Raw genomic sequence first — 17,842 nt, 5'->3', positions numbered from 1 at the left:
AGGCTTTCATGGTAACTGTGTATATTTTTTATGCTTCTTTCGGTTATCTTTGTGGAAAATAATATTAATTTATTGTATGAATCGTATAGAAGAACTTAAAAAAATAGCAAGTCAAATACGTCGAGATATTATCCGTATGGTGAGCAGTGCAGAATCTGGTCACCCCGGAGCTTCTTTGGGGTGTACTGATTTTATGACCTCGCTTTATTTTGAAGTAATGGATCGAAAAGAGGGCTTTGATATGAATGGAAGAGGAGAAGATGTATTTTTCTTATCTAATGGACATATATCTCCTGTATTTTACAGCGTTCTTGGAAGGAGCGGTTATTTTCCGATATCAGAAATGGCTACTTTTCGTCAAATCAATTCTCGTCTTCAAGGACACCCTGCTACAGAGGAAGGACTGCCAGGTATCAGAGTAGCGAGTGGCTCATTGGGACAAGGATTGTCCGTGGCTATTGGTGCTGCTTTGGCAAAAAAACTGAATGGTGATAATCACCTTGTTTTTTCGCTGCATGGTGATGGAGAATTACAGGAAGGACAGATATGGGAAGCGGCAATGTTTGCAGCACACCACAAAGTTGACAATTTGATAGCTACTGTAGATTGGAACGGCCAACAGATTGACGGATCTAATGAGGAGGTCATGTCTTTGGGTGACTTGCCAGGTAAATGGGCCACTTTTGGATGGGAAGTGCTGCATGTAGATGGACACGATATACAAGCCATTTTGGATATATTGGCAAAGGCAAAAACATTGGTCGGACAAGGTAAACCGATAGTTATTTTGATGAAAACGGTGATGGGCAAAGGTGTTGACTTTATGGAAGGAACGCATCATTGGCATGGTATCGCTCCAAATGCAGCGCAAACAGAGAGTGCGTTGGCACAATTGGAGGAAACACTTGGAGATTATTAGTATGGTGACTGGTAATTGAGTTTTTACGAATATTGTTACATTATTAGACTTTAGACAAAAGATTAAAGACATAAGATAAAAGGTTTTAAATCATTGACAACAAAGGAATTAAGTGAAATTGAATTAAAAGTGTAATTTACTCATAACCAAATATTTACTTCTTTTGTCTTTCGTTCAAAGTACAATTACATTAAAAGAACAAAGTATCAAATAAAAATATGCAAACAACTGCAAATAAATTAGATAAATATATTTCCGTAGGGAATAAAGATACCCGAAGTGGTTTTGGGGATGGATTATTAGAACTGGGGAAGGAAAACGACCAAGTGGTGGCATTGTGTGCCGATTTGACAGGTTCGTTGAAAATGACGGACTTCAAAAATGAATTTCCTGAGCGTTTCTTCAATTGCGGTGTGGCAGAGGCAAACATGATGGGTGTAGCAGCAGGTATGACGATTGGTGGAAAAATTCCTTTTACAGGCACATTTGCCAATTTTTCAACAGGGCGAGTGTATGATCAAATTCGCCAATCCATTGCATATTCTGACAAAAATGTGAAGATTTGTGCTTCCCATGCTGGTCTGACATTGGGCGAAGATGGTGCAACACATCAAATTTTGGAGGATATCGGCATGATGAAAATGTTGCCGAATATGACAGTAGTAGTTCCTTGTGATTACATGCAAACCAAAGTGGCGACAAAAGCCATTGCAGCCCATCACGGCCCTGTTTACCTTCGATTTGGTCGCCCGAAATGGCCCGTTTTTACTGCCGAAAACCAAGAGTTTGAAATTGGTAAGGCACAGATATTGAGTGAAGGAACAGATGTGACGATTATAGCATGTGGACATTTGGTGTGGAAAGCGGTAGAAGCAGCTCGTATTTTAGAAAAAAAGGGTATTTCGGTGGAATTAATTAACATGCACACGATTAAACCGTTGGATACAGAAGCGATTCTTAAATCGGTATCTAAAACTGCCTGTATCGTAACGGCTGAAGAGCATCAAAAAAATGGTGGCTTGGGCGCAAGCGTGGCACAGGTATTGGTGGAGCATCATCTCGCACCTATGGAAATGGTGGCGGTGAATGATGTATTTGGAGAAAGTGGCACGACCGAAGATTTGTTGACCAAATATGGTATCAACACAGACAATATTGTAGAAGCTGTTCACAATGTCTTGAATAGAAAAGGCTAAGCGAAATTTCAAAAACAAAAATCCAATTTGATGGCTCAGACGATTAGCGATAAGGAAATATTAGATAAATTCAACAACCTTGCTACAAGAGAGGCGGGGTTTCGACTCTTGATGGAAAAATACCAAGAAAAATTGTATTGGCATGTCAGGCGTATGGTTGTGAATCACGATGATGCAAATGATGTTTGTCAAAATATGTTTGTCAAAATTTGGAAGAACCTCGAAAAATTTCGAGCGGATTCTAAATTATACACTTGGTTGTATCGAATTGCAACCAATGAATCGCTCACCTTTATTAATAAGCGTAAAAAGCGTGATTCTGCTCCCCTTGCCACCGAAGAGTATGATTTAACTGCTCAGTTGAAGGCAGACCCTTATTTTGATGGTGATGATATACAGATTAAACTGCAAGGAGCCATTGAGTCCCTACCCCCTAAACAAAAACAAGTGTTTTTGATGCGTTACTATGATGGATTGAAATACGATGACATGTCGGAAGTATTGGAGACTTCTGTAGGTGCATTGAAGGCTTCTTATCACCATGCAGTCAAGAAGATAGAAAAATACTTAATAGAAGATTAAACTATTGTAATGGACTGTTATCTAACAGGTGTATATGAGGACAAATAAATCATGCAAATAGAAAAACTAGACATATTATTAACAGAGTTGAGAGAATTGACTCCAATCTTGGCTGCAAAAATTAGCAGTTTGGAACTCAATTATTTTCGCTTACCTGATGCTTATTTCAAGCACCTTCAAGACCATATTTTGGAAGATATTCAGGATAGATTGAAAATAGAGGAGGATGCTCCAAATCTATATCAAATCACTACCGCAAGAACTTTTAACGTTCCTCAAAATTATTTTGAAGAATTGCAAGACAACGTGTGGGATGCCATTGCAGATGAAACCATAGAGGATCAATCACAAAACATTCAAGCTATTGAGCAAAAAGCTACTTTCAAACTTCCGAGTAATTATTTTGAAGAACTTCAAGAACAAGTTTGGAGTGGCATTGAAGTAGAAGAAGGGATTGAAGTAGTAACACCTGTTTTAGATGGTATTTCTAAAGACAGTGATATGTTGACTCCTGCCAATTACTTCGATGGATTGCAGGAACAAGTTTGGAATAGCATTGAAGTAGAGGAAGGAATTGAGGTGGAAACCCCTCTTTTGGATAGCCTTGTTGAAAAACAAACGATGTCTATTCCTTCAAATTTCTTCAATGAGCTTCAAGAACAAGTTTGGAGTGGTATTGAAGTAGAAGAAGGTGTTGAAGCCGTAACTCCCATCTTGGACAGTCTAGCAAAGGAAAATCCTTTTACCCTTCCTGCCGGTTTTTTCAATGAAATGACAGATTCATTGATAGCAGAGGTAGTTGAAAATGAGGATGATTTGGATATGAATGTACTCAACGGCGTTGTGTCTAAAAATCCGATTCCATTCACCCTTCCCAAAGCCTACTTCAAAAAGCTGCAAGAAGAAGTGATGCATCAAATTCGCAAAGAAAAAGGAGTGGCAGGTCGTATCAGACAACTTCAACCTGTGATTCGACAATTAACCCGATATACCAGCATTGCAGCAGCGGCAATGGTTCTCTTGTTTATTGGGATTAATTTTTTCGGAGTTGATTCTAAGGCGGATAGTGATATTGAAAAGGCTTGTTTGGTAGATCCAAATATTTGTATGAAAGAAATAAATGCTTTTTTGGATGGTTTGTCTTTAAACGATTTAGAAAGTTTTGCTTCTAACAATGCAGACATGAACGAAACCTTATCAGATCATCGAGTTTTGGAAGGAGTAGATGTCGCATCTATGAGTTTTGATGCCTTAGATTTTGACATTGACAATACTGATTTAGAAGATTTTATCAAAGAAGATATGGACATCGGAACACTTGATCTTGATATGTCTGATATGGATCTTGAAGGTTTGGATAAAGAAATCAGTGAAGAAGAATTAAAAAACCTTAGCCTCTAATTACTAAAATTGACATAAAAATATATAAGTAATTCTTATGAAAAATATATCCCTTCAAATTGCCCGAATAAGTATGTTGGTACTACTCTGTACCATGACTTTCACCACCTTATCGCCACTACAAGCCCATAGCACTAACAACAAACAAGAAGATATAAAAGCTATGTGGGCAGCTTATGTGGTCAACAAAGCTACTTTGAGCGGAGAAGAGGCAGATAAGTTTTCAAGCATCTTTAGAGATTATCAAGACAAACTGGATGAGGTAAAATCTATGCCTGATGTGTCTGATCAAGAAGTAGCCCGTTTGAAAGCAAAACAAACTTTTATCAGTGAGTTGAAGAACGCCTTTTCGCCAGATAAAGTCAACGAAATCTTGACTGCTTACAAGGAATTTCAAATCAAAATACTAGACTATCTAAAAAAGAAAAAACAGGAAGATTCCAAAGAGTAATCAACCTTACCTCGATTGATATAAACTACTGATTATTAGCTTGAATGATTCATACTCATTCAAGCTTTTTTTTTGCTTTTTTTATCGTTTTAATAAAGTTGGAATGTTTTTTGGGATAAATAAAAGATATAGGCAAGAATGATCGAAGCCCAAAAACAAAATACTAGCCCGTACTTTGTAAATTGATAATTCATTTATCTTTTCATTCTTATTTGGTCATGTCTATTTATTAGATTTCTGAACTATGAAAAATTTAATGACAAGTTTCAAGCCCGAAACAAAACTTTGGAAAAACTGGATACTCTTTCTTTTGTTGGGAATGACATTCACCACAGTCGCATTGGCTCAAGAAGAAGATTCTTGTGAAACAGCAGGATATGTACTGTCCATTGCTGCAAAAAATGCCAGTTGTGTGGGCGAAAATACGGGAAACGCTACCGTAGCAAGTACAGGCTGCAACTGTTTGTATAGCGGATGCACTTATAAGTGGAGCGATGGACAAGAATTTCACACTGCCTTTGACTTATCTGCAGGTGTTTATACTGTAACGGTGACACATCCCAACGGCTGCGTATTGAGTACCGAAGTAGAAGTGAAAGAACCTATGCCATTTATTGAAAATATTGTGGTACACAATGCGACTTCTTGTAAAAGCAATGGCGGTGGAAAAATTGAAGTTGTTCCTACTCAAAATGCAGGGCCGCTATCTTTTGAATGGTCTAATGGCGAAACAACTGCTGTCCTTACCGATGTAGAGCGTGGAACTTACGAACTGAAGGTAACAAACTTTATAGGTTGTGAATACACCGAAACCATTGAAGTAGAAGGGCCAGAAGATGCAGAGGTTTCAGTGGAAACTTTTGATAGCTGTGAAGGTGAAAACAACGGGAGAGCAAAAGTGACAATTAGTGGAGGACTCGCTCCCTATCAATTTTTATGGAATGACCCCAACAATAATAGAGAATCTTTGGCGACAGACTTGCCTCCAGGAGAATACCAAGTGTTGATTACCGATGCTTTGGAGTGTACCTATGAAGCGATTGCGGTGGTGAACGAAACAAATCCAGAAGTGAGTATATCGGCAAGTAAAGACTATGTTTGCCCGAATGAAGAAGTGGAATTAAATGTCATTGGAGGAGTTTCTTTTGAAGTGCTGAATGTTGAAGAGTTGCTTAACAAACAAGCGCATACCGTTTCTGTTTTCCCAACAGAAACAACTACTTACGAAGTCACGATTGAAACGGAAACAGGTTGCGTCACCACCGAAACCGTTGTTGTCCACGTATTAAATGCACCACAACCCAACATCATTGCACCGATTACTTCAATATGCGAAGGCCAGCAAGTACAACTAATCGCTACGGAAAATAGTGGGGCAACTTTTACTTGGTCACCAACTGAAGGCCTGAGTAATCCAAATAACAATGTTACCCTTGCAAGTCCTGCTAATACTACTACTTATACGCTTTCTGCAAGTAATAACACAGGCTGTACAACTACCACGGAAATTACCATTGAAGTATCAGGTTGTGTCAATACAAGCATTGAAGATTGGATAGGTATTGAAGACATTTCTCTTTTCCCGAATCCGAATAAAGGCGTTTTTCAACTTCAATTTGAACTAACCGAAACAAAAAATATCCAGATTCAACTCTACAATACAATTGGCCAGTTGTTGGAGCAATCTGTTAGCAACAACCAGTCAGGTATTTTCAACCAAACATTTGATTTAACCAACAAAGCAGCTGGTTTGTATTATTTGGAGGTAAAAATTGACGGTAGCCGACATTTAGAGAAAATTATGGTCTATTGATGGCTTTGTTTCAAAACTTTTGGCTTTTACTGAGTGTTTAAAAAATCAGTTATCGAATATAATAAACCTTCAAAAGTTTAGATAACACATAAAGTGATATAAAGAAAACAACGAAAACCCCTTGATGATTGACTCATCAAGGGGTTTTGTTGTTTCAAGAAATTTTTTGAAACCTTTCTTCAATTAAATCCCGATAAGACGACTTTATTTTATCAGGTAAAAATCCAAATTGTATAAACTTCAATATATCAGGCACTTTTTCAAAAATGTGATTCAAACTATTTCCTATCGTTTTTGGGTTTAACCTCATGCGTTCTCCAAAAATCAAAAAATCTTTTCGCTTCAATTTACTTTTTTTAGCATTCAAAGGAATAGCCATTTCTTCTGTATCTTCTGGAGTCACCAACTTTGTAGCCACTAAATCATAGGCTGGAGAAAATATGATTTCTTGTTTGTCATTGGTTAATAGGGAAAAATTTTTGAGGTGCATATCTGCATTTCCTGTCAAATAACAGAAAACAGTCAGCTCAAAAAAGCGGATAGCATCAAAAATAGGATTGGTACAATGTTTCAAAATCTCTTTTCCCACCTTTTCCATTGAGCGTTTGTACTTGTTTTCAGTAAGTGTTTCGGTCAATTGACACATATCTTCCATCGCCAATTTATGCCCGCTCGATCTATCAAAACGTTTGGTAATGTACGCCAGTTCACCTGATTTTAAACGAATTAACGCATGTTCAGCAGTTTGAATCCCTGCAATTTTAGCCAAGTGCATAGTCAAATCTTCTATTTCGGGCAAAAAAGGATATTGTTTCACAGGTGGCTTGAGAATGTAATTGCCCCAAAGTCCAACAACGGTAAATCGGTTTTGCCCACTCCCTTGTATATACTGTTCAATTTCAAGCGATAATTTTGGTTGAACGCCTGTTATAGTGGCTCTTCTATTGATGTGCGATTTTGCCAACTCTTTGATGGTTTCCGAACCAAAATCCAAAATTGGAGCTTGTGCATTACCAAATATTTGCTCACTGCATTTGTAGTGATAGTCCACTTCTTTTTGCTCTAATGTTTGATAACAATACAAACAGCGATTCTCCATAATCTAAATTATTTCGTTCAAAGGTTCAATACTTACTGCACCGATACAATCCTTACAAACACTTAACAATAAACCCATTCGGTCTCGTCTATCTATCTTCCACGTATTCACTGCAATGTCCAAAAGCCAACCTTCTGGAATTAAACCATCAAAAAATGGAACCATCGTAGAACTTTCATAGGGTTGCTTTTGAAGCTGTAGGGTTAAACTGACTGCAACTGGGTTTTCAGATTGAAGATAATCAGAATCATAAGTAAAACGATAGCCATCTTCGTATTCCTCCAAAATTCCTGCAAATCGTTGGTGAACATATACTTGCCCTCTTCTATAAATCGTCTTCATCATCAAATTCAAATTTTAAAATTACAGGCCCCAATTCTCGCCCAAACAACTTCAAAACCTCATTCACCTTATCCACTCTAAGCGTAGGTTTTCCTTGTTCCAATTCTCGCACAAAACGCAAACCGACTCCTGCACGGTTAGATAAATCTACTTGTGTCATTTTGAGGTATTTGCGTCGTTCACGAACAAAATCAGCAATGGGGTTCTTTCGATTTTTCTTCATAAAATTATACCCTTTAGGATGTAAAATACAAAAAAATCTTCATTTTATACCCTTTATGGTATAAAGCGAAGATTTCTAATAAAATTATACCCCAAAAGGTGTAATTAGAATTTTCCCGCCAAATCCTTCAATGTTTCCCAATGAACGATATGGTTTCCCTCAAACGTAAGAATTTCATACCTCAACCCTTTGTCTTTCAGTTCTTTCAGATAATTATCAATATCCAGATAGTCCAAATATTTGTCTTGAAGCCCATACACCAAATACAAATTCACTGCTTCAAAAATAGGCTGTGCTGTTTTCCAATCCAAATCATGCGCCATTTTACCCGCCCATAAAATCAAAGAATCTGCATTTATCCCACCATTTGTCAACCATCTTGTCACTGTTGCCACTCCCTGGGAAAAACCGAGAATGTGAATTTTAATATTTGTAGAGGAAGGTACTTTATCCATAATCTGATGAAACAACTGATTGAGGTAGTTCACATAATCCTTGATTTCGTTTTCTCTATCTGTTGAGGTCATCCAAGTCGCTACAGGAGGGCGAGAGGAACTGTGCCAATAAAAACGATTCAATCCTTCGGGAGCAACCACAAAAAATCGGTCGGCATCCAATTCTTCAAAAGGTCGTATAAACTTCCCTGCCAATTCACCATAGCCGTGAATCGCAAAAATAATATGTTGGGTATTTTCGGTGAGTTTACCATGTGTATAAAAACGAGCCGTTCGTTTTACTTCAATGTGTTGTTCGGTTGCCATATTTTTTGGGTAAAGGGTTTACGGATTGTTTAGTGTGGAAAATGATACACCCCATATATCAAGGAGAAACAAAACAAGAACGTCCATAAAATGGTTCTTATCCAGTTCTTTTTTATCAGTCGTAGGAGTAATTCATCGTCGAAATTTCCATTTGCAATTTTATTGTGGATAGGAACAAACTGAAGAAATGTAGAAATCCATAAGGAAATAATCAAAAGTAAGCTCAATTCCACATATTGTGCCATAGGTTGTGAATCAATAACTTTGAACTGAAAAATAGAAATAATTAACTGACCCAACATCAAAGGTAAGACGATATAAGTGAATTGAGTCGTGTATCGTATGTGCCATCCTATCAAATTCTTTTTGGAGTAGTGTCTAAAGCTTGGATAAATCACCAATTGTACTATCCAAATAAGCACCAACAGCCCAAAGTCAAACATCAAACGGTAGATGAACAAACTCATATAGAGGATTTATTTTTCAAAAACAAAAGAGATGAGCCTTGGAAATTCCCCATTATCCTCATCAAACCATTCCTTCAATTCCAACAACTTGAAGCCACACTCTGCAGCGGTATTGGTAAACTCCGTAATATGATGCGTATAAACTTCCAATTCTTCCACTCCTTTTTCGGTTTCGTAGCGGGCTTTGCTGCCAATATATTGCTTGAAAGGATGTAATTCACAAACAAAAAACCTTCCTCCTTCCTTCAGTGTCTGATAAGTCTGCCGAAAAACGCCCTCCAAGTCTGCAATATGCTCCAAAGTCAAATTGCAGCAAATCAAATCTGCAAAACCTTCTGCAATGTTCCAATTTTTCGTCACATCTGCTTGCCGAAACATTACTTTTTCAGAGCCAATTTTTTCCTTTGCTTTTGCCAACATTCCTTCCGAAAAATCGAGTGCAATGACCGATTTAGCTTTTTCTACCAACCATTCTGTATTTTTCCCCGTTCCGCAACCCAATTCTACAACTGAATTAAAATCAAATTTTTGTAGCGTTTCACGGGTCGCTTTTTTGTCCAAATCACGGGTTTTGTTTTGGTTGGAGTCATAGATATTTGCCCAGTTGTTGTAGGCATTTGAGATGCTCATACTTCTTTCAATCATTTTTATTTATGGATTCAAATAGTATTGAAATGCGCCAATAACCGCCGTACAAAATGGCGCAAATTTTCCGTCTTGTCTTTGCTTCAAATCTTCTACAACACCTCTCATGTTTTGCTCAAATTCTTCATCTGTTTGAGTATCTTCCATACAGATTTCAATGTAGGTATCTATGGCAGTTCGTCTTAGCTCAATGAGTTTTTGATTGTTGAGATTCAATAAAGCAATCGTTGAAACACTATTAGCGTCATTATTTTTTGCTTTGATATTGCCTGTGGTCGTAAAATGAAAATAGCTTTCACAATCCGTTTGAAGTGGTGAAATAAGAGGTGGTTCTTTGTCGCCTTTTGTAGCATCACAATACAGAAAGCGTGGTCGAAGGTCTTTTTCACCTCCATGACAAGCAATCAGCAGATTGTCATAATCGAACATTTTACTTGGATATTTGTCTGCTTGCTTGGGAAAAAAATGCTCCATTTTGGTGAGAATACCTTGTAATCCACGATTGCAGTAGCAACAGATAAAACCTTGTTCTTCAAAAAGTATTTCTCGCAGTCTGTCTTTTTCTGGATTCTTCAATTCTCCCCAATCCCAATCTTTCGGATTTTCAGACCAAGTGGGAATTGTGGCATTTTTCCATTCGGTAAAGAAATCGGGTTCTACACCTTTGAGGATTCTTTTCATTGCATCAGTTTTTGCTTGCGTCTTGTCAAAATATCTGCTTTTACAAAAGGAGGGTAATCACTCCCAATTTCTTCCTCCAATTTTGCCCTCAACTCGCCTGCTTCCTGTAACTTCCCTTCTTCAATAAGACTGAAATACTGCTCCAATTCTTCTGTTACTTCTTCATCTCGTTCCTCGGCATCCATCATCACCTTCAAAATCCAATTGCTGTCTCGTCCATAAGAATAAGGGAGAGGATAAATCTTCCCATTTTCGACTGAGAAAACGCTACCTTTCCGCAAATTGCCGATTACTTGTGGTGAATGTGTCGTTACAATGAACTGCAAATTCGGAAAAGTCACCTCCAAATTGTCAATTACCATTCGTTGCCAAGTCGGATGTAAATGCAATTCAATTTCGTCAATCATCACCACGCCTTCGCCCTCCAATGGATTCGCCAAACTTGGATTGGCAATAGACAAACGCTGAGCAATATCTCCCACCATTGCCAACAATACTTTCTCTCCATGCGACAGTTGATTGATTTCCAATTCCTCTTTTCCTTTTTTAACCACCATTGCAGGTTGTCCTTTTCGTTTGACTCGAAGGTGGCTAAAGTTCGGCAAGAAAGATTCGATAGCAGTTCTGATGGTAGTCAAACCTTTATTTCTATGATTTGCATCTTCATTCAACCGCATTTCATTCTCCAAATCTTCCATATTGCGAAACCACTTAAAAAAGCTATTGAAGTTGATGGAAGCATCTAAGGCATTGTCATAAGCCGCAAAAGGATGGGTATTGAGTTCATCGGGTTCTACATCTATTTCATCTACAATTCGGTCGGTGGGGTAGTAGATGATGGTAGGGATGTTGGTAGATGGGTCGGAGAGGGCTTTTTCGCCAAAGTTTTTTAAAGGAGTAATACGAAGAGGAGTGCCGATGCTTTCAGTTGCCTTTGAAGATAATCCATAATTGACAATAAAATCACGAGAGTTGTTAACTATAATTGGATTGAATAAGAATTCTATCCTGTTATTAAGATATGAGCAATTATTATTCACATCTTTTGAAGCTAAAATTACTGGCGAGGTATTTTTGTTGATACTAAAAAGCACGTTATATAAGCCAAACCTTAAAGCCTCCAATATTGAAGTCTTTCCACTCCCATTGTTTCCAATGAAAGCAGTTGTTTGGTTTTCGGAAAATTGAATATCCGCTTTTTCAAACACTCTAAAACCTTCAATTATTACCCGTTTGATTCGCATGATTCTATTTTATTTACAAATTTCACTTACAAAATACGTTTTTTGTAGCACTTTACCAATGTTGAAATACAAAAATAGTCTTTCCTCAATGCCATCTTAACCGCACCCCTCCATAAAAATTCCGCTCTGCGGCAGGTTGATAATACCTTCCGCCAAAAGCATTCAAGTCATTTCCCAAACTATATGCCTCACCCAATAAATTGTTCACTCCCCCAAAAAGTTCCAATCCAAAGTTGTCAAATGTTTTTCGATACCCCATTTTCACATTCACCAAATTGTAGGAGTTGGAAAACACTGTATTCGCATCGTTTAATGGAATTGCATCCGTAAAATTGTAATTGAAGTGGGCGAAGGTACCTGTTGCCATATCCAAATCCAGCCCAAGATTCAAAGTATGTGGCGCAACACCCGTATAGTCATTTCCCGAAAAATCGCTGCCTTCTTTTACATATTTTTTGAAGCGAAAAGGATGGTAAGTATAAGCCAATCTTGCGTTTAATGCGGATAAAAAACCGGTAGTGTTTTGGTTGTGCAATAAGGAGTAAGCCATCATTGCTTCTATACCTCGGTTGGAAGTGCTGCCTGCATTTTCAAACAAAACCGTTCCATTGTCGGCAGTTTTGGTCACGAAAGCATCCCGCAATTGTAGCGAAAACAAACTGACATCTACCTGCAAACGTTTCCAATCCGCCCGAAAACCCAATTCATAATTCACCCCTTTTTCTGCCTGCAAATCATTGTTGATGCTACCTTCACTTGTACGAACTTCACTCAAACTTGGTGGCGAAAAACCCCAACTTACGCCGCCATGCACTGCATATTTTTCTTTCCATGTTTTGACTATTGCCAATCTTGGGGTGAGTGCACCTTCAAATTGTATGTCATTCTCGCTGAAATCGCCTAAATGGTCAATCCTTTCCATGTCATAACGGACATTGTTGTAACTGATTCCGAGGGTTGCTGTCCAGTTTTGTGGAAAATCCATGCTTGCTTGTGTAAAAACAGTTGCATAACGAGGTTCGATATAATCCGCAAATTGAAGTGTGTCTTTTTCTGCTTCAACATTTCCAAATACTTTGGCATCTACGCTTGTAAACTGCGATTCCATACCCGATACCCATTGCAGTTTTCGGTCGGAGTGTTCTGCTATTGAAGTTGTGTAAATCAACTGTGGGCGAATTCCAAAACCCGTTTGATTCTCAGTTTTGTAATTGGTATTGAAGGGGTTGATGAAGTTGATGGTCGTAATGGACATAGCAGCTTTCATTTCCCAATTTTCGCTGATTGGCAACGCATAATCAATGCCTGTCAAAGACATTTGATTTTCAATAGAGGCATTTTGGGTGGCACTTCCTGAGCGAGCTTGACGAGGATTTTCGTCTCTTTGGTCGGCATTGAGTCCACCAGGAATTTGGTAATCCAAAAGTGTGAAAAAAGTTGCTACTCGAACTGTTCCTGCTTTTTCCAAATCAAAAAAGCCATTGAAGTTAAACATATTTCTGTTCAATGCATTGTGGTCACGATAACCATCAGATTCTTGGTGATTGTATCGAAATTGCACCCCATTTTTGCCCCAACTTTTGGTAGCTCCTGCCGAGAATTTCCACAGTCCATAACTCCCAAAGGTGCTGTTTATTTCTAAATTATCCTGCTGATAGAAAAGTGGCAAAGTCTGTAACAACACTGCTCCACCATTGCCCGCCCCATACAAACTACTTGCAGGCCCTTTTATGATTTCTACACGATTTACCATTTCGGGATCAATCAGGTTGATCAGTGTTTCTCCATCCGATTTGGTTATGGGGACGTTGTTCCAATACATTTTGACATTGCGAACATTGAAGGGTGAACTCAATGAACTTCCTCGAATCGAAAGCCGGTAACTGCCGTTTGCACGTTCTTCCATACGTACTCCCGAAAGCGTATTGAAAGCTTGAACGAGGGAAGTTTGGTCGCTTTGCTGCAAAGTCTTCGGGGAAATAGTAGCGATGGCACCTGCGGTTTTCAATAAGTGTTTTTTACCTTCAAAAGCTTGAATGGTGACTTGATTGAGGAGAACATCGTTGGGGGTGAGGTAAATGATTTTGGGCAAATCGTTGCAAGCGATTGACAATTGCAGTGTTTCGTAAGAAACGTGTGAAATGCGGAGGTGTAATTTGTCTTTGCTGCAATTTAGAGTAAAGTTACCCTTTACATCTGTCGTTTGTGTTTCCTCACCTTCAATTAAAACCGCCACATTTTGTATGGGCTGTTCATTTTGAATGTTTTGTAGTGTGATGGTTTGAGCAGATGTAAATTGAAGAAATAGAAGAAAGAAAAGGATTGGAAGTATTTTGTGAGTAATCATTGTCTTTGCTTTAGAAAAAAACGCCAAAATACTACAATATATCACTTCCTCATTGAACGCCTACTCTTTTTCCATTGTACAATTTGAGATTTTTGATTTCAACAGCTACTTGAATATTACTCATACCCAACTTGTCTAAAATAGAACGGATGGAAACAATTACTGAATTTTTGGTGATGTTTGCCATGTCTTTCCGTAAACTTGCATCTTTTGTAAACTGATTGCTTACCTCCTTTTTGGTATAGGATTCTACTTTCTCCCAAAATTCTTTTGCGGGAAGGCTCTTGTCCATCCATGCAAATATGCTAGTGATTTTACTTTGTTTATTACTGATAGATAGGGGATACAATTGTAGGTCGTTGACCAAAACAGATAATCGTTTTTCGTTTTTGTCGTAACTCAACTGCATGTCTTTGGAGGCAAAACCAAAAGGAACACTTGCATCCCATGTGTAGAGGTAATCAACATGTGCTAAAAGTTTTTCACGGTGTTCGGTTTTGGTAAAACTGAGCTTGTCACGAGAGAATACAAACTCTTCGGTAGCTGCCAATTCGTGCTGTACGCTTTCCAAAATGGAAATAGAATTGTCGACAACAAACTGTTGGTAAGCGAAATATCCTCCAACGGCAACGACTGCAACAAGAACTATTATCAATATGTTTTTCATGGCAATGATTTAAGATGTGATGGTTTGAGAAAAGATTGAAGGATTAAGATAAATCAATTGTTTTGATTCTGCAAATCAAGAATTGAAGGTCTTATCTTTCCTTTAACAACCAACAACGGTGTCATGCAATGATTTTTTGATTTTTTAAAAATAAAAAAAACAATAGTTCGGGTAGTTTTTATTAAACACAGAGACAGGGATGCGCAGATATCTGATTATCAAATAGTTACAAACTATATTCTATTGCCTGATTATCAATTTATTAGAAAAAAACTACAAACTATTGAAGTACATCTCCATGAAACATTTGGGAGTTGTTGGCATATCTATTCATTGCCTGCATGGATTATCATGTTGAAGGTTTGGTGTGATTTATGAAAGTCAAAATCCGCTAACCACTTGTTTTTCTTTTTACAGAGTTTAAGAATATTGTCTTTCATATGGTAGGAAGGTACATTCTTAGATGCTTTTTTGAAGTAGTTCGATAAGCCTCCCACACCTTATCTGCTGCTGTATTGTAATAGTCTTGTACCTTTTTTATAGCTCTATCTCTAATTTTTAGAAAGGCGTGTAAGAAACATTCAATGACTTGAATATTTGAATAGAGTTTTTGCCATGCGTTCTGTGTGGCCATCCACCCATCTATATTTACTGTATTAGGTTGATAGTCAACTTACACATCCTCTGCCTCTTGTTTGAATACACCATAAACTTCTTCCAAAGAATCCACATCTGCGCCAGAAGAAACTTCCGCACCCAAAAACAGTTTTGTTCCACAGTTGTAGCCATATAAGCTTTTGACAGTAGTAAACAGGTAATGCTTCAGGCATTACCTGTTGCCTTTTTCGACTGCCGAGTTTTGCCGTTAAGCAAATAACCGTTAGTTATTTCTTAAGAAATCGCCATCGGCACCTCCATCAACAAAACCCGTGCATCTTCGCTTGCTTCAATGTCAATATTTTCGACTTCCCACAAGCCAAAACCATCCCGTTTGCCGAGTTCTTGCCCTTCAATCTTCACCGTTCCATCCAATACAAAAGCATACACACCATTCGTTGTAGGAGCGTTCACTTGATATGAAACATTTGTTCCTTTCTCCAATTTGCCGAGGTGAAACCAAGCATTTTGATGCACCCAAACGCCATCATCGTCTGCGTTTGGCGAAAGAATCTGTTGCAGTTGGTTGTGACTGTCCGTTTCATTCAGGGTAATTTGGTCATAACGAGGCGTTACATCCTTCTTGTTAGGAAATACCCAGATTTGCAAGAATTTCACATCTTTGTCCTTGTTTTTGTTGTACTCACTGTGAAAAATCCCTGTTCCAGCACTCATCACCTGAACATCGCCTTGTTTGATAACCGCCACATTGCCCATGCTGTCTTTGTGTTCCAAATCCCCTTCCAACGGAATCGAAATGATTTCCATGTTGTCGTGTGGATGTGTGCTGAACCCCCGACCTGCCGAAACTGAGTCATCGTTCAAAACCCGCAAAACGCCAAAGTTCATGCGCTGCGGATTGTAGTAGTTCGCAAAGCTAAAACTGTGGTGACTGTCAAGCCATCCATGATTGGCGTGTCCTCTTGTTTGTGCCTTGTGCAATACCGTTTTCATTGTTTTTTCCTCCGTGTTTGGTAAATGATTAAATCCTACTTGCTCCATTAAGCGGTTGTAGGTTGATGTTTGTGAAGCCAAAGCCGTTACACCTGTAGTAGCAGCCAAGCCCAATAATGATTTTTTGAGAAAGTTTTTGCGATCCATAGTGTTTGGTTTACTTATTTAATGTCTTAACATTTAATGTTGCAACATTGTTTTTAAAAAAAGGGAAAAAAATTCAAAAAAAGTATTTTTTTTTCATCCAGACTTACTGCAATTCTAAATACCTCCCAAAAGCCTCCTCCGCTTCTGTATTGCAGCCCAAAAAGGTATAAGCCCAAGTCATTGTTTTGTAGCTTTCTATATCTTTATCAAACCGTTGAAGTGCTTGATTACTGTAATAAAGTGCGTTTTCGGGAAGTTCCATGTTTCGGTAAACAGTCGCCATAGTCGAGTAGGGATTACTCCAATCCTTGCGTAGTTCAATGGCTTGACGGGTATATCGGATGGCTTCTTCAAAAATATTTTTATCGCTGTATGCTTTTCCGATATTGAAGCAAATGACTGCCAATAGGTCTTTCTTCTTCAATGGGTTCAAAATCATATTCTCGCCTACTTGTTCGGCTGCAATGGCATATTTTTCTACATAAAATGCCTTTGACCGAACCTGCCCTTCAGTTGTTTCCCAATAGATTTCCGTGTTTTCGTCTTTCCAAACGACCAGCATGTGAGTAGGCAGCGTCAAGCCATAAATCGGTAATTGAAGTTGTTCGGCAATAGTGAGGTAAAGCAGGCTATTAGACTTGTTCGGCTCGATAATCAGTGAATAATAAATTATTGAAAATATTTAATGATTTATTATTTTATGCTTAAAACACTCATAAACAAATGTTTTGAAAAAGAGTCCTATATTTTGATTATAACAAATGTTTTTCAAGAGGAAAATAATTGCACACAACAAATCACTTTTCACATAACTCTATCATAATCAAATCCGTACAAGTCTATTAATATCGCAGTCAAAAATACGGTATCGAATGCAGGTGCTAAATGCACTTTCATATTCCATTTGTTGCTGACGATTGCGGCGAATGGCGTAATCAATGGTTTGCAAAATTTGAAGTGCTTCTTTTTCAGAATAAGCTGTTTTTGAAGAAATAAGCGGCTGCAATAGATTGATAAAATCGTCTATAAAAAGATATTCATTTGCTTCAACGTTCAGATTTGCCGCCTTCTCCATCTCCAATGCCACAATTCCAATCGTACAGGAAGTGTCTATAATTTCCCACAAAGAAGGCTGCAATATAGGTTGGTTCACCACCGTTTTGTTGTTGCTTTGATTGCAGTTGGTGAAAAAAAGTAACAGAAAAATTATCCAATATATATGCTTCACGTTTGGCAACTTATTAGT

The 17,842-nt window shown here is 38.1% G+C and carries 20 protein-coding genes; 6 read left to right on the top strand and 14 right to left on the bottom strand.

The genetic code is table 11. From position 1 onward, the window contains the following. The first annotated feature begins 76 nt into the window (after positions 1 to 76). From R3E32_29630 to R3E32_29605, 6 genes are all read left to right on the top strand, one after another. Positions 77 to 919 carry a transketolase gene (locus tag R3E32_29630; protein MEZ4888924.1) on the top strand — a complete coding sequence of 281 codons (843 nt, stop codon included), beginning with the start codon at positions 77 to 79 and terminating at the stop codon, positions 917 to 919. A gap of 218 nt (positions 920 to 1,137) precedes the next feature. Then, complete coding sequence (locus tag R3E32_29625) at positions 1,138 to 2,115, top strand: transketolase family protein (protein ID MEZ4888923.1); 978 nt, start codon at positions 1,138 to 1,140, stop codon at positions 2,113 to 2,115. 30 nt (positions 2,116 to 2,145) lie between these two features. Then, a complete protein-coding gene (locus tag R3E32_29620) occupies positions 2,146 to 2,697 on the top strand; it encodes an RNA polymerase sigma factor (protein ID MEZ4888922.1) in 552 nt (183 codons plus the stop codon). A gap of 51 nt (positions 2,698 to 2,748) precedes the next feature. Further along, entirely contained in the window at positions 2,749 to 4,098 is a 1,350-nt protein-coding gene (locus R3E32_29615; protein ID MEZ4888921.1) for a hypothetical protein, read from the top strand. Positions 4,099 to 4,135: 37 nt separating this feature from the next. Continuing rightward, entirely contained in the window at positions 4,136 to 4,549 is a 414-nt protein-coding gene (locus R3E32_29610; protein MEZ4888920.1) for a hypothetical protein, read from the top strand. Between the two features lie 256 nt (positions 4,550 to 4,805). Beyond that, a complete protein-coding gene (locus R3E32_29605) occupies positions 4,806 to 6,362 on the top strand; it encodes a T9SS type A sorting domain-containing protein (protein ID MEZ4888919.1) in 1,557 nt (518 codons plus the stop codon). A gap of 154 nt (positions 6,363 to 6,516) precedes the next feature. Here the strand turns inward: R3E32_29605 and R3E32_29600 are convergent, their stop codons facing one another. From R3E32_29600 to R3E32_29535, 14 genes are all read right to left on the bottom strand, one after another. Beyond that, positions 6,517 to 7,461: a HipA domain-containing protein gene (locus R3E32_29600; protein ID MEZ4888918.1), complete on the bottom strand. Its 945-nt coding sequence runs from the start codon at positions 7,459 to 7,461 to the stop codon at positions 6,517 to 6,519. Positions 7,462 to 7,464: 3 nt separating this feature from the next. Then, positions 7,465 to 7,806, bottom strand: coding sequence for a HipA N-terminal domain-containing protein (locus R3E32_29595; protein MEZ4888917.1), 342 nt, complete (start codon positions 7,804 to 7,806; stop codon positions 7,465 to 7,467). Next, positions 7,787 to 8,026, bottom strand: a complete 240-nt coding sequence (locus R3E32_29590) for a helix-turn-helix transcriptional regulator (GenBank protein MEZ4888916.1) — start codon at positions 8,024 to 8,026, stop codon at positions 7,787 to 7,789. Before R3E32_29590 ends, R3E32_29595 begins: the two co-directional genes overlap by 20 nt. 104 nt (positions 8,027 to 8,130) lie before the next feature. Next, a complete protein-coding gene (locus R3E32_29585; protein MEZ4888915.1) occupies positions 8,131 to 8,787 on the bottom strand; it encodes a hypothetical protein in 657 nt (218 codons plus the stop codon). Positions 8,788 to 8,816: 29 nt separating this feature from the next. After that, positions 8,817 to 9,254: a hypothetical protein gene (locus R3E32_29580; protein ID MEZ4888914.1), complete on the bottom strand. Its 438-nt coding sequence runs from the start codon at positions 9,252 to 9,254 to the stop codon at positions 8,817 to 8,819. Between the two features lie 9 nt (positions 9,255 to 9,263). Further along, on the bottom strand, positions 9,264 to 9,884 hold the full coding sequence (locus tag R3E32_29575) for a class I SAM-dependent methyltransferase (GenBank protein MEZ4888913.1): 621 nt from the start codon (positions 9,882 to 9,884) through the stop codon (positions 9,264 to 9,266). Between the two features lie 21 nt (positions 9,885 to 9,905). Beyond that, entirely contained in the window at positions 9,906 to 10,580 is a 675-nt protein-coding gene (locus tag R3E32_29570) for a retron system putative HNH endonuclease (GenBank protein ID MEZ4888912.1), read from the bottom strand. Further along, entirely contained in the window at positions 10,577 to 11,824 is a 1,248-nt protein-coding gene (locus R3E32_29565; GenBank protein MEZ4888911.1) for an AAA family ATPase, read from the bottom strand. Before R3E32_29565 ends, R3E32_29570 begins: the two co-directional genes overlap by 4 nt. Positions 11,825 to 11,909: 85 nt before the next feature. Continuing rightward, positions 11,910 to 14,171, bottom strand: a complete 2,262-nt coding sequence (locus tag R3E32_29560) for a TonB-dependent receptor (GenBank protein MEZ4888910.1) — start codon at positions 14,169 to 14,171, stop codon at positions 11,910 to 11,912. Positions 14,172 to 14,220: 49 nt separating this feature from the next. Next, complete coding sequence (locus tag R3E32_29555; protein ID MEZ4888909.1) at positions 14,221 to 14,838, bottom strand: hypothetical protein; 618 nt, start codon at positions 14,836 to 14,838, stop codon at positions 14,221 to 14,223. Positions 14,839 to 15,274: 436 nt separating this feature from the next. Then, positions 15,275 to 15,472, bottom strand: coding sequence for a hypothetical protein (locus tag R3E32_29550; GenBank protein ID MEZ4888908.1), 198 nt, complete (start codon positions 15,470 to 15,472; stop codon positions 15,275 to 15,277). Between the two features lie 257 nt (positions 15,473 to 15,729). Beyond that, positions 15,730 to 16,596: a pirin family protein gene (locus tag R3E32_29545; GenBank protein MEZ4888907.1), complete on the bottom strand. Its 867-nt coding sequence runs from the start codon at positions 16,594 to 16,596 to the stop codon at positions 15,730 to 15,732. Positions 16,597 to 16,699: 103 nt separating this feature from the next. After that, positions 16,700 to 17,224 carry a transglutaminase family protein gene (locus R3E32_29540; protein ID MEZ4888906.1) on the bottom strand — a complete coding sequence of 175 codons (525 nt, stop codon included), beginning with the start codon at positions 17,222 to 17,224 and terminating at the stop codon, positions 16,700 to 16,702. Positions 17,225 to 17,419: 195 nt separating this feature from the next. After that, positions 17,420 to 17,824, bottom strand: coding sequence for a hypothetical protein (locus R3E32_29535; GenBank protein MEZ4888905.1), 405 nt, complete (start codon positions 17,822 to 17,824; stop codon positions 17,420 to 17,422). Between the last annotated feature and the right edge of the window lie 18 nt (positions 17,825 to 17,842).

It is taken from the genome of Chitinophagales bacterium (assembly GCA_041392475.1).
GTDB lineage: Bacteria > Bacteroidota > Bacteroidia > Chitinophagales > UBA2359 > JAUHXA01.
Note: the sequence above shows the minus strand (reverse complement) of the source record. Positions and strands in the feature narration are given on the sequence as shown.

Excerpts from the sequence above, each read along its gene's own strand:
- R3E32_29600 (MEZ4888918.1), bottom strand. The coding sequence starts at position 7,461 with ATGGAGAATCGCTGTTTGTATTGTTATCAAACATTAGAGCAAAAAGAA.
- R3E32_29615 (MEZ4888921.1), top strand. The coding sequence starts at position 2,749 with ATGCAAATAGAAAAACTAGACATATTATTAACAGAGTTGAGAGAATTG.
- R3E32_29560 (MEZ4888910.1), bottom strand. The coding sequence starts at position 14,171 with ATGATTACTCACAAAATACTTCCAATCCTTTTCTTTCTTCTATTTCTT.
- R3E32_29580 (MEZ4888914.1), bottom strand. The coding sequence starts at position 9,254 with ATGAGTTTGTTCATCTACCGTTTGATGTTTGACTTTGGGCTGTTGGTG.
- R3E32_29585 (MEZ4888915.1), bottom strand. The coding sequence starts at position 8,787 with ATGGCAACCGAACAACACATTGAAGTAAAACGAACGGCTCGTTTTTAT.
- R3E32_29575 (MEZ4888913.1), bottom strand. The coding sequence starts at position 9,884 with ATGAGCATCTCAAATGCCTACAACAACTGGGCAAATATCTATGACTCC.
- R3E32_29630 (MEZ4888924.1), top strand. The coding sequence starts at position 77 with ATGAATCGTATAGAAGAACTTAAAAAAATAGCAAGTCAAATACGTCGA.
- R3E32_29620 (MEZ4888922.1), top strand. The coding sequence starts at position 2,146 with ATGGCTCAGACGATTAGCGATAAGGAAATATTAGATAAATTCAACAAC.
- R3E32_29570 (MEZ4888912.1), bottom strand. The coding sequence starts at position 10,580 with ATGAAAAGAATCCTCAAAGGTGTAGAACCCGATTTCTTTACCGAATGG.
- R3E32_29545 (MEZ4888907.1), bottom strand. The coding sequence starts at position 16,596 with ATGGATCGCAAAAACTTTCTCAAAAAATCATTATTGGGCTTGGCTGCT.
- R3E32_29550 (MEZ4888908.1), bottom strand. The coding sequence starts at position 15,472 with ATGGCCACACAGAACGCATGGCAAAAACTCTATTCAAATATTCAAGTC.
- R3E32_29590 (MEZ4888916.1), bottom strand. The coding sequence starts at position 8,026 with ATGAAGAAAAATCGAAAGAACCCCATTGCTGATTTTGTTCGTGAACGA.
- R3E32_29555 (MEZ4888909.1), bottom strand. The coding sequence starts at position 14,838 with ATGAAAAACATATTGATAATAGTTCTTGTTGCAGTCGTTGCCGTTGGA.
- R3E32_29595 (MEZ4888917.1), bottom strand. The coding sequence starts at position 7,806 with ATGATGAAGACGATTTATAGAAGAGGGCAAGTATATGTTCACCAACGA.
- R3E32_29565 (MEZ4888911.1), bottom strand. The coding sequence starts at position 11,824 with ATGCGAATCAAACGGGTAATAATTGAAGGTTTTAGAGTGTTTGAAAAA.
- R3E32_29625 (MEZ4888923.1), top strand. The coding sequence starts at position 1,138 with ATGCAAACAACTGCAAATAAATTAGATAAATATATTTCCGTAGGGAAT.
- R3E32_29610 (MEZ4888920.1), top strand. The coding sequence starts at position 4,136 with ATGAAAAATATATCCCTTCAAATTGCCCGAATAAGTATGTTGGTACTA.
- R3E32_29605 (MEZ4888919.1), top strand. The coding sequence starts at position 4,806 with ATGACAAGTTTCAAGCCCGAAACAAAACTTTGGAAAAACTGGATACTC.